This is a genomic window from Flavobacterium sp. LMO8, assembly GCF_009495755.1.
In the GTDB taxonomy this organism is placed as follows: Bacteria; Bacteroidota; Bacteroidia; order Flavobacteriales; family Flavobacteriaceae; genus Flavobacterium.
On sequence record NZ_WIBJ01000031.1, the window covers coordinates 781432 to 799013 of the forward strand.

Consider the following 17582-nt stretch of genomic DNA (forward strand, 5'->3'; position numbering starts at 1 on the left):
TAAATTTTATGTTATGAAGAAAATTACTTTACTATTATTACTAACGGTTCCTTTTTTAACTTTTTCCCAAATTTGGGATTTCACTTCCTCAAATCAGGATTGGACAAAAAAAGGTTCTGGACAATATGTGGTTGCTGCAGCTGGAACTACGGCGGGTAATTTGCATTTAAGTGTAACCGGTACGACTACAACTAATAATTTTTTCTCACTTGAAAATTTGGTGTCTAATATTAATACACCGCTGATTAACTATAAGTTTTTAAGAGTAAAACTTACAAATAGTTCTGTTGTTGAAACAATGACTTTTAGAGCAGATGCTACAAATCCCGCTGGAGCAAATAAATCAGTATCTATTACTCCTAATAGCGCTGTAAATACTGAATATTTTATTGATTTAACGGGTATTACATGGGGTACTGGAATGGCAGGTACTTATGAATTAAGATTTCAAAAACCTGGAACAAGTTCTTGGGCAACATCACAATTTATTGCAATTGATGAAATTGAATTTATGACAGATGTTATTAAGAATGATCATATTTTTGATATTGAAGATAACTGGGTGGGAGAAACAAATGCCTCTAATGGAACATCTGTTTCATTGGTTGGTGGAAAATTAATTGTTACGCCAAATGGAGGAATTAATGCTAAAATTATTAATAATTATTACTCTATTGATGCAACGGATAAATTCATACATATTATTTATAAAAATAATTCAACTGTTAATAATAGTTTAAGAGTTAATTATTTTAGTCCAACAGATTCTTATGTAGTTCAAAAAACATTTCCTAATCAAAATATTTTATTAAATGGGGCCGAAGGAGAGATGATTATAGATGCTTCTTCTGTACCAGATTGGACAGGCAATATTAGAAAACTAAGTGTGGTTTTAACTTATTATGATGGAGTAGTAGAAGTTCCAACTACTGTTGATGCTGGTACTTTAGAAATTGATAGAATAGTTATTAATAATAATAGTTCACCATTATCTGAAGAATCAAATAATTTAATTCAAGATTTTTATGTTTATCCAAATCCAGCAGAAAATAAAATTTTTGTAAATTCTAGTTTTGAAATTGAAAAAGTTGAAATTTATAGCTTAACAGGCCAATTAGTTAAATCTCAAATGGTATCAAATAATATTAATATATCAGACTTAAATAGTGGAATTTACTTAGCAAAAGTACAAACTGCTGATAAAGTTTCAACTATAAAATTTATAAAGAAATAATTTTTTGATGAAATAAAAACTAACATGCCTACCATATTAAATTATTTTAATATGGTAGGTTTAATAAAAACACAACTATGAAAAAATTGTTACTTTTCACTATATTTTTTGTTTCCCAATCTAATTTTTCACAAGTTGGAGTTGGTACTACTACCCCAGATGCTACCGCAGTTTTAGATGTCGTTTCTTCAGATAAGGGTGTTCTTGTTCCAAGAGTTAGTTTGGTAGATATTTCGAATACAACATCTCCAATTAATGCTCCTGCAACAGGATTGATGGTTTGGAATACAAATGCGGCAACTGTTGGAGGTTCTGGAGTTGGATTTTATTTTTTTAATGGTACTATTTGGTATTCAATTAATTCCAATACAAACAATAATTTAGATCAAGCATATGATGAAGGTGGTGCTGGTGCTGGTCGTGTTATTATAGCAGATGCTAAACCAGTTCGTATCGATGGTACCGATGGTTTATGGGTTACTGGAACACACGGAAGTGGTGCTTTACTAGAAGCGTCCCCATATACTACCCAAATGTTTTTCTATCCTAGAAAATCGGCTTTTAGAGCTGGATATGATAGTTTGAACTATTGGGTTGATGCCAATGTTGGAGAATATTCTGCGGCTTTTGGTAGAAATACAAGAGCTACTGGATTGTCATCTTTTGCTGCAAATGAAGATACTGAAGCTTCAGGAACTTATGCTGCTGCATTTGGAAAATTTACTCTTGCATCTGGAGAAGCAAGTATTGCACTTGGAAACACCAATCAATCAACTGGTAGAAATTCATTTACTGCTGGATCAAATTCATTAGCTTCAGGAGATAATTCAGCTGCTATAGGAAGACAATTATTTGCAAGATCATTTTCAGAAATTGCTTTTGGTTCATTTAATACAGATTATGTGCCTAATAGTTTAACTGCTTTTAATGCGAGTGATAGAATATTTTCTATTGGTTATGGAGATGGAGCAGTAAATAGAAAAGATGCAATAGAAGTTTTTAAAGATGGTAGAGTTAAGTTTAATAATAGATATACATTTCCTTTATTAGACGGAGCAGCTAATCAAGTTATGGTAACCGATGGATTAGGAAATTTATCTTGGCAAGATCAAAAAAACACAAAAAATATTACTAATATTCCTTTGTATGCGGCAGATGTCACACAAATAACAAGTGGAGGAGGATTTACTTTAATTCCTGGCTGTAGATCGGCTGTTATTCCATCAACATATAATAGTGGTGGGAATGTTCAGGTAAAATTAATGATTCGTTATACCGCTGTAAGTGGTACTGTTTCTGATAATGAATTTAGAGTCGTTGCAGATAGTGGTAGTAGTACTAATATCGTAACAGAATCAGATACATGGACTAATACTACTACTACAACAGGTGGTGTGTATGAGAGTGAATGGAAAAATTGGAATGGAGGGGTAAATACCTATGAATTATTTGTAAACAGTAGAAATACTGGAGGTGGAAGTATGACAATTGCTAACATTTATTTAATGGTTCGTACCCAATAATTAAAACTATAAATGTACTATTATGAAAAAAATATTCATATATTTAGTTGTATTACTATTTGGCATTTTTAGTTTTGGTCAAAATGTAGGTATTAATACAGCTAATCCAGATAACTCCTCAGTACTTGATATATCATCTACTGATAAGGGTTTTTTGCTTCCAAGAGTTAGCTTGGATAGTATTTCTGGAATAACAACACCCATTTTAAATCCACAAACAAGTCTTTTGGTTTGGAATACGAACAATCTTATAAAAGATGGAAACGGTATTGGACCGTATTATTTTGATGGAACAAATTGGAATCTAATTTTTAGAAGAGGTACTTTAGATGCTGCTTACGATAAAGGCGGTCCTGGATTAGGCAGAACTATTATTGCTGATGCCGGAGCTGTGAAAGTTGAAGGTACAGATGGATTGAGAGTTTCAGGAACTTTTAGTATTGGAGCACTTGTAGATACTGAGTTGATGGGTGCTGGTACAAGGTTTTTCTTTAATCCAAGAAAATCTTCTTTGAGAGCTGGTTATGCTTCTAATACCGAATTTAATGATGCTAATATAAGTAACTATTCTGCCGCTTTTGGTAGAAATAATATTTCAAGAGGAGGAAGAGTAATTACTGCTAATGAAAACAATACTACTATTGTAGTAAATGCAAGTGCATTCGGATTTGGTAATACATCAAGTGATAATGCAACATTTGCAACAGGAAATTCTAATACCGCATCAGGAAATAACGCAGTAACTTCTGGTTTACAAAATACCGCTTCGGGTTATAATTCATTTGCATCTGGAAATAATAACAGACCAAATACATTTAATGAAATTGCAGTTGGAACTTTCTCAAAAAATCCAGCAAAAACAGATGCCAGTGGAACGCCAAATGTTGATAGTCAACAAAAAATGTATGCGACTGATAGGATTTTTGTGATTGGTAATGGTACAAGTACTGCCACACGTCATGATGCTCTTAAAATTTTGAAAAGTGGAGCAATAGAATTCAATGAAGAATATACTTTTCCGACTAGCGCACCAGCAGCAACTCAAGTTTTATATACAAATGGATCAGAAGTTTTAGATTGGAGAAATAACGATACAGATAGTAACTATTCGCATGTTCCTATGTATTTAGATGATACAAATTTTCTTTTTAATAATAATGGAGGTAATATCAATTTGGGTAATATTACAACATCAATTAACCCGGTAGATTATATTGCTACTGGATCTATTAAAGTAAGAGTAATAATAAAATACACAAACAGAGTTGGGACTTCACAAGTGTTTAGGTTGGTAGATGATTCAGGTACTGTTTTAGCAGGTAGTGGTGCATTTACAAATTTCACGAATACAAGTTCTGGTGGGGTATTGGTTTCAAATGAAGTAACAATTACCAATTTGAATGCATTAGCGATTCATTTGAATGGTAGAAACAGTACAGCTGGACATTCTATGGAAATCGAAAGCGTTTATTTGTCGATTCGATAATATTGATTTAAGGCCTTAAAAAATATAAATTAATATAGTTACTTGTTGGGTATAATTATAAAAAAAATATAAGTCTATAAAATGATTAAAAAACTAACCCTACTATTTTTTATAAGTTATTCTGCACTTTCGCAAGTAACAAACATTCTCGAATACAACACATTGATTAAGCCAAATCATAATATTGGTTTAACAAATCCTCTTTGGAATCAAAATTGTTTAATGACTTATAATTCTAGTTTAATAGATAATGATGGTGCTGTCTTTACTTTTAATTTTATTAACCCCGGTGGTAGTGGATTTAAAGGATATCCATCAGGTACAATAGGAGGTTTTAAATCAAATGGGACTTACTCTCAAGGTAATTTATCAGCCTCTGGAATGCCTTTACAAATTCAAAATTTGCAACATAATTTAAGGTTAAAATGGAAAGTTTTTCAACAAAATGGTAATGATTTAGACGATAAATGGTGGGCAACTATTAATGTTATTTTTGATTCTACAAGTCCTACTCAAGAGCCTATAGAAGAAGATCGAGATTTTGATTTAGTTATTCAACTATTAAGCTATGAGCAAGATACATTTACTGATAGGCCAAATTTAAATAATGGTCAATATTGGTATTTTGCTCGAAATTTAGATAATAGTTTAAAAACTTTTGACTTATATTTAGATGGTATATTATATCAATGGGCTGTTCGTTATAAATTTTATGATTACCCTATAGGAGACCCAGATTATCACAAGAACGATAAAGTGCATATTAAGTTTATACCAATGGATAATTCAAATCCAATCCCAAATTTAGATCATTCTTTAAAAATATTTATTGATAAAGGATTAGAATTGAAACCAAATTCATTAAATCCACAAGAATCAATTTTGTTTGATACAAAGGTTGCACAATCTGATTTATGGATTAAAAGTATTGCTGCTGGTTTTGAGGTTTATACTGGAGAATTTGTTATTGGTAATACTTATTTTTATTCAGTTTTAGATTCGACTCCTCCAAATGCTCCATTAAATTTATCGGCTAGTGCATATGGAACGCAAATTAACCTGAATTGGGATGATGTTATAGATGATGCTTTTGAATCTTATTTAGTGTATCGTTCAGTAAACAATGGCCCTTTTGAATTGCTTTCAGATGAAGTTCGTGTTTCAAATTATTCAGATACTGCCATTCAGGTAAGTAACAACTATAGTTATATTATCAAAGCACAAGATCGCTCATTTAATATTTCAAATAGTTCTAATCAAGTTGATATAAACTATATAACTTCAGCATTAACGTCACACCAAATAGTTGCTAATATGGGGACAGGAATTAATCTTGGAAACATATTAAGTGCGCCTTATGAAGGAGATTGGGCAAGCCCACTCACTGAAGAGTATATTGATAATGTTGCGCGTTTGAAGTTCAAACACGTTAGAATTCCTATTCGATTTGATAATCAAACAACACCTTTGAGTAGTGTAACTTACACGGATGGATTGGGCAATTATATTGGTTCTCCAGTCAACTATACTGTTTCCACTACTTATTTAGATCGCATTGAACAAATTGTAGATTGGTGTATTGCTAGAAATTTAATAGCGATAATTGATGTACATGGCGATCATTGGTTTTGGGAAAGTTTTGATAGCTCCAGTTCTTATTATGCAACTGGAAATGATAGATTAGCTCGAATCGATAGGTTTAAAGCCATTTGGAGAGATATTTCTAACCGACTTCAAACTAAGCCTGATTCCGTTTTATTTGAAATAATGAATGAGCCATTTTTTAGTATGAGTGCTTCGCAAGTTATTGATATTAATACGCAAATAGTAAGCTTAATTAGAAGTACTAATCCTACCAGATGTGTTATTGTTACAGGTGGAGGACAAAATTCATTTGAAGCACCATTGCAACTTTCAGATGCCTTTATACAATCGGATAATTATTTAATTGCCACTTTTCATTATTACCGACCAAGAGCATTTACAAGTTCAGGAAGTCAAAATGAAACCGATAATGATTGGGGAACTTTAGCTGATCAGACACAAATTCAAAACGAATTTGATCAGGTTTACAATTGGTCAGTTCAAAAAAACATTCCCATTTTCTTAGGTGAATTTGGAGCAGATAATGTAAATGGCTTTGATTATTTTGATCAAACTGTTGGTCTGTATGGTGGTCCAGATGAATTTTCTAGACGATTTTTTCATCAATTTGTTGCAAATTATGCCAGATCTAAAGGTTTCGCTTTTGCGGTATGGGATGCTGGAGAAAAAGCAGGTAAAACGGTTTATTTAACATCAACTTCCTCATGGGTAAAAGATGTTAGAAATGCCGTTTTAGGAAGTGCTTGTACTTCAAGCGAGTTTATTGAGAACGCAAATGTAGAATGTAATTATGATTACAATTGGACATTAGCTACAAATAGTTCGTCAGTTGCAAAAATAAATAACGCTTATACAGTTGATAGTTATCTTAATTCCAATACAATTCAAATTGATGTAACAACTAGTGGTAGTGCTTTTAACGATGTAATTTTATCTAATGAGTTAGTAAGTTCTGGATTTTTAATTAATAATAATTATGAAGTTACATGTTTTGCTAAAGCGGATAACAATCAAGAATTTAGGTTTAGAATTAAATGCACTGTAAATGGATCAGCTACATTTATTACCTCTCCAGCTTTTCAACTTTCCTCAAATTATGCTCCTTATAATTTTAGTTTTGTTATTCCAACTAACACAACTGAAGTTCAATTTCAAATTATTTGTGGTAAATACGTAGGAAGTTACTTTTTTGACGAATTTTCAATGTCAAATTCAACATTGAGTAATTCTGAGTTTATTTCAGATAAAAACTTCGTGATTTATCCAAATCCAAGCAATAATTACTTTAGGATTCAATCTAATGATTCAATAGATTCTGTAGAGTTATATGCTTTAGATGGTAGAAAAATCAATGTTATTAATCAAGATAATAGCTATTTTACAAATCATTTAAATAAAGGTGTTTATATAGTAAAAATAATTTCAAATTCTAAAACGTATTTTAAAAAACTAATTCATGAATAATTCAAATAATAGTACAAAATGGGGGCAGTTTTTGCCATTAGTAACGGTTTTCTTTTTTTGGGGGTTTGTAGCAGCTAGTAATGATATATTAATTCCTGTTTTTAAAAAAGCTTTTAATTTATCGCAAGGGCAAAGTCAATTAGTGTCAGTTGCTTTTTATGTTGCATACACAGTTGGAGCCCTATTGTATATGTTAATTTCTTTTGTTTCAAAAAAAGATATTGTTAGAAGGTTGGGTTATAAAAATAGTTTGGCGCTGGGATTATTAATTTCAGCATTAGGAACGTTATTATTTTATCCAGCTGCTAATTTGAATTCTTTCCCATTAATGTTATCTGGATTATTTATTGTTGGTTTAGGTTTTTCATTACAACAAACCGTTGCTAACCCTTTAGCAATTGCTTTAGGTTCTTCTTCAACTGGGTCGCAAAGATTAACATTAGCGGGAGGAATAAATAACTTTGGCACAACAATCGGGCCTCTAATTGTGACATTTGCAATATTTGGTTCTGATGCAAATTCTGAAACTGCTATTGATTTAAATACAGTTAAATTACCTTATTTAATTTTAGGCTTAGCATTTGCCTTGGTTGCAATTATGTTGAAATTTTCTAAATTACCAAATGAGGTTAATGATGATGCATCTGTAGAAAATGCTGAATCTAAATCTAGAAAGTCTGCACTAAGTTATCCTCAGTTGGTTTTAGGGATGATTGCTATTTTTGTTTATGTTGGAGTAGAAGTTTCAACTGCAAGTAACATGCCTGCTTATTTGGAAAATGATTTGGGAATGTCAATTAGTAATATTGCACCATTTGTTTCTTTATATTGGGCGAGTTTAATGATAGGTAGATGGACTGGTGCTGCAGAAGTTTTTTCGTCAAATAAGACCATATTAAAATTTTTGAAGTTTGTTTTACCATTTTTAGCATTTGGGGTTTTCTTAATAGCTAGTGCTTTGGCAGGTAAAGATTTAGAGCCTTTTTATGTTTATCCAGTTTTAATTTTTGTTTTAATTTTTGCCGACATTATAAGTAAAGGTAATCCAGCACGAATGCTACTTATCTTCTCCGTTTTAGGGATTTTTTCTCTAATTGTTGGAATGTTAACTTCTGGAATGATTAGCGTTTACGCTTTTATTAGTGTAGGATTATTTTGCTCTACATTATGGCCTTGCATTTTTTCCCTAGCCATAACTGGATTAGGAAATAAAACAACACAGGGGAGTAATTTTCTTATTATGATGATTATGGGAGGTGGAATTATAAGTTGGTTACAAGGAGCAGTTGCTGATATAACTTCAACTCACTTTAGTTATATTGTTGGGGTGTTCTGTTTTGCTTATTTGGCATTTTATGCAGTTTACATAAAAAAAATATTTACCAAGCAAAATATTGCTTTAGAGATTGCTGCCAAAGGTGGAGGGCATTAATTATATAAGTTACTAATATGACAAGTCCTATTAAGTCTTAATTGATTTTTTAGGACTTTTATTTTAAAATAAGTTTTTAAGAGAGATTTTTTTTGAAATTAACAAATAAAGAGAATTGAATGTGTTTTCTATAATTCTAATTATTATGATAACTTTTAAGGCTTGTTAAGAATTAATAATATGTTTTGGGATTCAATCTCTTTGTTGCGCTTAGATAATTAACTAAAAACGAATAATATAGGTTTCTACAAAATTGATATTCATGTTTGAAATGCGTTCTGTTGTGTAGATGTGTTTTCTTCACCTGGGTTTTGAGACCAAAAATCACCTGTCGTTTATAAAATAGTGTTCAATTTGTGCTCAGGGATAAAACTTTATTATTTATAAATTGTACTTTTTGTAAAAAAATCGATTAGTTTTATCAATTGTAAATTATTTTTGATTCTATATATTTTCTGTAAATTTTATTTGAAATACTATCCTCTAAATCATTTTTTTTCTGAATTTTAGTGTGCAATTTTTTGAATTCAATGTTTTCGATAGTTCCAAATGGATTTTCAGATATCTGGACTATTAATTGTATAATATTTTTTTCTATAAAATTAAGTTTAAAAACGCGTTTGTATTTTTTATTATAATTAGTATAGTTGTGTAGCACTAATTTATAGTTTTTTAATTCGTAATGAATAATAAGATTTAAAATTTCAGTTTTAATGAATGACTTAGGTCTATCTTCTTGTTTAAATTCGTTTAATATTAAATTGATGTATTTTAAGCTTTGTGAGAAATTTTTTTTGATTAAAAATATACAGGCAAATTGATGATACATTCCAATAAAATAATAAGGTTCAATTTTAAATTTATTTTCTTTTAAAGATTTAAGAACTAAATGCATTATTTTTAATGCTTCTTCAAAATAATTATTATAAATTAAAAATTCTAATTGTGCTTGGTTGGTATGAAAAAAAATACGCTCTTGCGCTACACTTTTTTGAAAATCCAAAATGTTTTCGAATCCTCGTAATGCTTCAATTTTATTATAAAATGAGATGTCATCACTTTTTTTGTATATGTCAATTACGCGGGTATATACAGAAATATAATCTAATGGATTTTCTTCTTTATAAAATGGATTATTGTCAAAAACTTCAATTGTTTTTTCTAAGTTGTCTAGTTCACTATCTTTCTGATTGATAACATGAAAAAAGTTAGCAATTGTTAAAAAATAAAATATTTTAGATTGGACAGAATGTAAGCTCAAGCCATCTTTTTTAAAAATGGCATTTCCAATAATTTTATTGAATTCTTCTATAATTCCATCATAGGGAATTTTACCGACATTATTTTTTAAAAAGTAACTATGATAATATAAATCTGTAATTTCTCTGTTTTCTTTTATATAATTAAAGTAATTATCAATTTTTTCATTTACAGACATGGCTTCATAGAACCCTTTTGAATATCCCATGCATTTTTTTTCCCAATTCAGTAATTCTAGAATTAAGATTTCGTTTTCGTTTTTGAGGCTTAACTTTTTTGCTTTTCTAATAATTTTTAAGCATTCGTCATATAAACCCTTATAGAATAAAATTTCAACCGACTTAATATGATTTTGAAGTTTTAAACTGATAGTTTTCTCATGATGGAATTCGTTTAAAGATCTGAGTATAATTTTATTTAGATAATTAATATCATAAGAAATGTTTTTATCCGAATAACCTTGTTTTTTTACATGTTTTTTTAAATTATCTTCGGTAATTGTTTCGTTACTGTTGAGGATATCAAAAAGCAATAAGTATTTATTCTGACTTCCAAAAATATTTTTATTAATGAATATTTTAAAATACCTTTTTTCATTCATAGACATAGAATCTACGAGCTTTTTACTATCTTCTATTATCATAAGAATAATTTCTAAGTTACAAAAATAGCTATTTTTTTTATATCTACATAAAAGTTAAACTTTTACTTTTGATTAATTGATTAACAATATATTAAATTTTAATTAATATTAACTCAAGATATTTATGAAATTAACTTTCTACTCTATTAAAACAAAATTATTCTTTTTATTTGTAACATTAATATGTGGTTCAACTGTTTTTTCAACTACTATATATGTTAATGATAACTCAATAGTTAATGATGTGTTTTGCACTTCTGTTGGAAATGATTCTAACAATGGGATATCTCCCGCTACACCTAAATTATCTTTATCTGCCGCATTAACAATTGCTAATAATGGCGATATTATATATGTAGATAGTGGAACGTATACAGGTTCAAATAACAGATCGTTAGTTTTTAATAAAGAAATTCAAGTAATTGGAGCAAGTGAAAATTTAACAATATTTGACAATGCAATTGGAGTACAAAGATGGGGATCAATAACCTCTAATAATGTAAAATTATCAAAAATGACAATTACGCGTTATGCATTAGCATCAGACGGTATTGCATTGACAATTCCAAATGGAACTGGTATTGAATTAAATAGAATGATTATTTATGCAAATGTCGGTTCAGCTGGTCAAGGAGCAGTACATATTTTAGGAGCTGGAACAAGTGTAACGATTAGAAATACGGGAAGTCCTTGCAATAGAGTATCGTCTGCAAATTATGGAGGCGGTTATAAAATAAGTGGTTCTACAGTACTTTTTGAGAATTGCAGTATAAACAATAATGTTGTTTCTGCTATTTTGGGTGGAGGTATTTTTATTGAAGGAACTACAGCAAATGTTACTATAAATAATTCAACTTTTGACAATAATGAAGCTGCTGCTGGTGGAGCAATTTGCATTTATAACGGCACACTAACAGTTAACAACTCATGCTTTAATGGCAATACAACTAATGCTGGTGCTTTGAATGACTTGGGTGGTGGAGCTGTTTTAATACAGGCTCAGACTAACGGCACAACAACAAATGTAAATTTCAACAATTGTTCCTTTACAAATAATTCAACTGGTCCAGCTAGTTCAGACGGAGGAGCTGTTACAATAACTAATTTAAATAGTCCAACTTGTAATGTTAATTTCACAACTTGCTATTTTGAAAACAACAATGCTGTTGATAAAGGAGAAGATATCTATTTTGAAAATGCATTTTCACCTACTTTTAATGTTGTTTTTAAAAACAACACCTTTAAAAGTATGTATTCAGGAACACAAGTTAATTTGTATAATGCTGATTTTGCTGCTTCACAAATCAAATTTGAACAATTATCTGGGTATGGCGCAAATGGAGATATTGTAAATAATGGAGCTGGTGTAGCTATTAATAATCCTGAAATGACTGGTGTTAGAACAGAAGTTTCAAGTTTATTGCCTGTAGGATTAGCAGTTACAAATTGTATAGATAGATTTGATGGTGTTTGTGGAACTACTTCAGCAACTTTTACTTGCTTAACTGAAAATATTTGGAATGGTTCAACTTGGTCTAGAGGAACATCGCCGACAGTTTATGAACATGTAATATTAAATGCAAATTATAATACTACCATCCATGGTAATATCAATGCTTGTCAATTAACTGTAAAAAGCGGTGTAATATTAAACATTCAAAACGACAGTAAAGATAATGTAGGAGCTGACAAACTTGGAACATATGTATATGTAGTTAACTCCATATTTAATAACGGTACTATTAATGTATTAACAAACGGCAATTTAGTTCAAGTGAATCATCCATTGGATTTAAATGGTGATCCAATTGTTACACCAAATATAAATTTCACAAAAGAAACTGGCAATAAAATTAGATGGGATTATATATATTGGAGTAAACCAGTAAGCAATGCTATTTTACCAACCTTTAATTCAGCGTTTGATGTCAAATATTATTGGGATCCTGACTTTTGTATAAACGGAATTAACTTTAGTTATGAAGGTTGGAGAACATTATCAAGTGAACCAGCTGAAGCAACTGGTTTTATTACAAGAGTAAAAACAAGTGCGGGTACTACTCCAGCAAATATCACACTGAATTATTCAGGAACTTCAAATAATGGAAATTATAATGCAACTATTAAGTATTATGATACAGAACATAATGCATTCAGAAATTTCACATTGTTAGGCAACCCTTATCCAGGCGCTATTAAGTTTGAGGATTTTTATGAGGAAAACAAAGATAAAATTTATGGAACAGTGTATTTATGGTCTGCAAACACACCTTATCCAGGTAGTGGTTTATACCAACAAGCAGATTATGCCTCTTTCAATTTAACGGGTGGAGTTGGTGTACCAAGTGCCTCTACACAATCTCCAAATGGTATTTTACCGAACGGATATATTGCTTCAGCACAAGGATTTATGGTACGTCCTAAAGTGAACGGAACAGTATTGTTTACTAATAAACAACGAACAAAAGATGTTCCAAGTAATAATCAATTTTATCGTGGAGCAAATGAAGAAAAAGATAGATATTGGTTGCGTTTAGCCGATGCTAATGGAAGGTATAATGAATTATTAGTTGGGTATCTTCCTGGAGCAACTAACGATTTTGACGAAGCATTTGATGGGCCGATAAATTCATTATCTCCAGTTAAATTTTATTCAGTTTTGGGAAATGAAAAATTAGTTATTCAAGGAAAATCTAAATTTGAAATTACGGATATTGTTCAATTAGATTATTCGTTAACAAATCCAACCACAATGTTAACAATTAGTTTAAGTAAAAAAGAAGGTATTTTTAATTCACAAAGTATTTATATATATGATAAAAAATTAAATTTTTATCATGATTTAACACAAGCCGCATATTTCTTTTATCCAGATAATACATCAAATAGATTTGAAGTATTATATAAGTTAAATGGATCTGATGAGGAAGTTGTTGATGAAGAAGAAATAAATATTCAGTCTGCTATTGTTAATTCGGAATTTACAGTTACAAGTAATATTCCGCTTTCAAAGATTGAATTATATGACATTAATGGCAGATTAATATTTTTTACTTCGCTTGAAGAAAACGTTCTGAATTATACTAAGAATATATTACTAGCATCCGGTATTTATATTATAAATGTTACATGTGTTAATGGTGCAAAAAAGACAACTAAAATTTTAAATCAAAACTAAAAAATGAAGAAGTATTATAAAATAATAGTAGTATCAATAATTTTGTTCTTTACACATTTAATTACCTATTCTCAAATTACAATTAACAATACACTGTATACTCCAACTCAATTAGTGGACGGAGTATTGGTTCCATCAACAAGTGGAACAACAATATCAAATGTTGTATTTAGTGGGGTGTACAATAACACGAGTAGATATCAAGTTGGATATTTTTCTACTGCTACTACTACTTTGGCACAAATGGGATTTACAAATGGTGTCGTTTTGTCAACAGGTAATACATCGACTATCCCATTAACATTAGGAACTCATCCTGGTTCTGTTGGACAGATGGCTACAGCATACACTTCAGGTACCACTGGTGAAATTAGACAAGGAGGTGGTTCACCTACCTATATTCTAGATTTGGATATTTTAGCCGGAGCTCAAAATTATTTTAATGCTGCAATTTTAGAGTTTGATTTTATTCCAGTTGAAAATTCAGTAACATTTCGTTATGTTTTTGGTTCTGAGGAATATACTGATGATAGTGGGTTTATCAATTATCAATGCTCTACTTATAATGATAAATTTGGCTTTTTAATTAGTGGCCCAGGTATTTCAGGTGGACAAGGTTTTACTAATGATGCTAGAAACATAGCTCGTTTATCAAATGGTTCAGAAGTATCTATAAATTCTGTAAATAATGGTGTTGTTGGTTCTAGTGGGGGTGCTCCAAGTTCTGCTAATTGCGTGGCAGCTAATGGAAGTTGGGTTCAAAATAGCCCAACTCCTGAATATTTAGGGATTGTTGATGGAACACAATTAAACGGAAATACTAGAATTTTAACAGCATCACAAACAGGTTTAACACCAGGACAAACGTATCATATTAAATTAATTGTTACAGATGTAAATGATGGAACTTATGATAGTGTAGTGTATCTAGAAGCAGGAAGTTTTACAACTGAGTCAACTTGTGATGCAGGTTTAGACCAAAGTTTGTGTTCAGTAACAGCAACTACATTAGCAGGTGTTTCTCCGGTAGCAGGAAATTGGTCTGTTCAATCGGGTTCGGCAATATTTTCGAATAGTTCGAGTTTAACTTCAGGAGTAACAGGTTTATCTTTAGGAACAAATGTTTTGAGATGGACAGCTTCGGATTTATCATGTTTTGATGAAATTACCATTACTGTAAATACAACTCCAGCGGTTCCAATTATTACTATCACAGCCCCAACATGTACTGCATCAGGAGCAGCAACAATATCAAATTATAATAATACCTATACTTATACATTTTCACCAACTGGTCCTAATGTAGATGCATCGGGTTTAATTAATGGAATGGTGTTTGGAACAAGCTATACGGTTACCGCAACTAGTGGTGGTTGTACATCTTTGCCTTCATCTGGATTTAGTATTGCTGATCAGTTGTCATCATTACCAGCTCCAACTATTACATTAACAGCTCCAACATGTACTTCTACTGAAACGGTAACTATTTCAAACTATAACAATTCCTATACTTATAATTTTACACCAACAGGCCCAACTGTTGATACAACTGGATTAATTAATGGGTTATCATTAGGAACTAGTTATACAGTTACTGCAATTAGTGGAAGTTGTACATCATTAGCTTCTGCTTCATTTAGTATTGCAGATCAATTACCAACACCTGTTATCCCTACAATTACAGCTGTTGCACCTACTTGTTCTTCTGATGGAACTTCAACTATTTCAAATTACAACAACACCTATACTTATAATTTTACACCAGCAGGACCAACTGTAGATGCCAGTGGGTTAATTAATGGTATGACAGTAGGAACAAATTATACTGTTACTGCTACAGGTGGCGGATGTACTTCTTTAGCTTCTGCATCATTTAGTAATTCAGCACAATTACCAACACCTTCTACTCCAACTATCTCATTTGTTGTAGCAACATGCTCTTCTACTGAAACGGCAACTATTTCAAATTATAACAATTCCTATACTTATAATTTTACACCAGCGGGTCCAACTGTTGATGCAACTGGATTAATTAATGGGTTATCAATTGGAACTAGTTATACGGTCACTGCAACTAGTGGAAGTTGTACATCATTAGCTTCTGCTTCATTTAGTATTGCAGATCAATTACCAACACCTATTATCCCTACAATTACAGCTGTTGCGCCTACTTGTACTTCTGATGGAACTTCAACTATTTCAAATTATAACAACACCTTTACTTATAATTTTACACCAGCAGGTCCAACTGTTGATGCTAGTGGATTAATAAATGGCATGATAGTAGGAACAAATTATACTGTTACAGCTACAGGTGGTGGATGTACTTCATTAGTTTCAGCTTCATTTAGCAATGCAGCACAATTAGGTTCGCTAGCAACACCAACAATTTCAGTTAATGCACCAACTTGTTCTGCAGCGGGAACAGCAACAATATCAAATTACGACAATACGTTTACGTATACATTTTTACCAGCGGGTCCTTCTGTAGCTGCAGGAGGTATAATTAATGGTCTAACTTTTGGAACAAATTATACCGTTGAGGCTTCAAGTGGTAGTTGTGTCTCTTTAGCTTCATTACCATTTAGTATTAATTCACAACTTACTACTCCAATTGCTCCATCAATTACTTTAGTTGCTCCTACATGTGCTAGTGCTGAAACAGCATCTATTTCAAACTATGATAACACAAACACCTATGTGTTTTCTCCAACTGGACCTACTGTAGATTCAACAGGAGCAATAATTGGACTTACAATAGGAGCTAATTATACAGTAACTGCTTCAAATGGTCTATGTACTTCATTAACATCGGCTTCATTTAGTATAGCAGATCAATTACCAACACCCTCAATTTCAATAACACATGGTTGTAACGGTATCAATTATATTGCAAGTGTTACAGAAACAACTGGTGCAACATACCAATGGTTCGATAGTAATGGTAATTTGTTAGGTACAAATTCTTCTTTAGAAATTATAGTTTCAGACACCTATGAGATTAGAGTAACATTAAATGGATGTTTTGCAAATGATTTCGTAACAATAAACACGCCATTTTGTGACATTCCTAAAGGTGTTTCTCCAAATAATGATGGTTTAAATGATACATGGGATTTAACAGGTTTAAATGCTAAAAAAGCACAAATATTTAACCGTTATGGGGTTGAAGTATATGCTAAAGAAAACTACACAAATGAATGGGAAGGAAAAACTTCTTCAGGTCAAGAGTTGCCTTCTGCAACTTATTACTATGTAGTTTCCTTATCAAATGGAGTTGTAAAAACAGGTTGGGTTTATATAAACAGAGAAAATTAAAAGCAAGTAAGATGAAAAATAGAATTATTCAGGTTGTTATTTTATTTATAGGTGTATTTGCTTTTGCCCAGCAAGACCCACACTACACCCAATACATGTACAACATGAGTGTAATGAATCCGGCATATGCTGGTAGCAAAGAGAATTTATCATTAGGATTATTATATAGAAAGCAATGGGTTGAGATAGAAGATGCGCCGACAACAGCGACTTTTTTTGGACATGCTCCAGTGGGTAAGAATGTTGGAATGGGATTATCGGTTATCTCGGATAAAATTGGACCGGTAGAGGAGAATAATGTGTATGCAGATTTCTCTTATACATTAAATTTAGGAGGCGAACACAAATTGGCTTTTGGATTAAAAACAGGATTAACCTTGCATAAAGTAAGTTTGTTTGATGATGTTTATCCAACGTTGCCAGATGCTAGTGATCCTGC

9 protein-coding genes are annotated in these 17582 nt (G+C 31.3%); 8 read left to right on the forward strand and 1 reads right to left on the reverse strand.

The annotated features are described in order from the left end of the window. Nucleotides 1-13 precede the first annotated feature (13 nt). From GFJ94_RS11385 to GFJ94_RS11405, 5 genes are all read left to right on the forward strand, one after another. The gene (locus tag GFJ94_RS11385; protein WP_153201634.1) at nt 14-1234 is read left to right on the forward strand and encodes a T9SS type A sorting domain-containing protein; all 1221 of its coding nucleotides are present in this window, start codon (nt 14-16) and stop codon (nt 1232-1234) included. A gap of 77 nt (nt 1235-1311) precedes the next feature. After that, nucleotides 1312-2757, forward strand: a complete 1446-nt coding sequence (locus GFJ94_RS11390) for a hypothetical protein (protein WP_153201635.1) — start codon at nt 1312-1314, stop codon at nt 2755-2757. Nucleotides 2758-2779: 22 nt separating this feature from the next. Further along, nucleotides 2780-4243: a hypothetical protein gene (locus GFJ94_RS11395; RefSeq protein WP_153201636.1), complete on the forward strand. Its 1464-nt coding sequence runs from the start codon at nt 2780-2782 to the stop codon at nt 4241-4243. A gap of 81 nt (nt 4244-4324) precedes the next feature. Continuing rightward, nucleotides 4325-7312 (forward strand): cellulase family glycosylhydrolase, encoded by a 2988-nt coding sequence (locus GFJ94_RS11400; RefSeq protein ID WP_153201637.1) that lies wholly within the window; start codon nt 4325-4327, stop codon nt 7310-7312. Then, on the forward strand, nt 7305-8744 hold the full coding sequence (locus tag GFJ94_RS11405; protein WP_153201638.1) for an MFS transporter: 1440 nt from the start codon (nt 7305-7307) through the stop codon (nt 8742-8744). Before GFJ94_RS11400 ends, GFJ94_RS11405 begins: the two co-directional genes overlap by 8 nt. 421 nt (nt 8745-9165) lie before the next feature. On the opposite strand, the gene GFJ94_RS11410 is transcribed toward GFJ94_RS11405, so the two are convergent. Next, on the reverse strand, nt 9166-10647 hold the full coding sequence (locus GFJ94_RS11410; protein WP_153201639.1) for a hypothetical protein: 1482 nt from the start codon (nt 10645-10647) through the stop codon (nt 9166-9168). Between the two features lie 124 nt (nt 10648-10771). On the opposite strand from GFJ94_RS11410, the gene GFJ94_RS11415 reads away from it, so the two are divergent. The 3 genes from GFJ94_RS11415 to GFJ94_RS11425 all read left to right on the forward strand — a co-directional run. Beyond that, nucleotides 10772-13825: a T9SS type A sorting domain-containing protein gene (locus GFJ94_RS11415; RefSeq protein ID WP_153201640.1), complete on the forward strand. Its 3054-nt coding sequence runs from the start codon at nt 10772-10774 to the stop codon at nt 13823-13825. Between the two features lie 3 nt (nt 13826-13828). Further along, entirely contained in the window at nt 13829-17143 is a 3315-nt protein-coding gene (locus GFJ94_RS11420) for a choice-of-anchor L domain-containing protein (protein WP_153201641.1), read from the forward strand. Nucleotides 17144-17154: 11 nt separating this feature from the next. Beyond that, on the forward strand, nt 17155-17582 hold a 428-nt coding region (locus GFJ94_RS11425), incomplete at its 3' end, for a PorP/SprF family type IX secretion system membrane protein (RefSeq protein WP_153201642.1).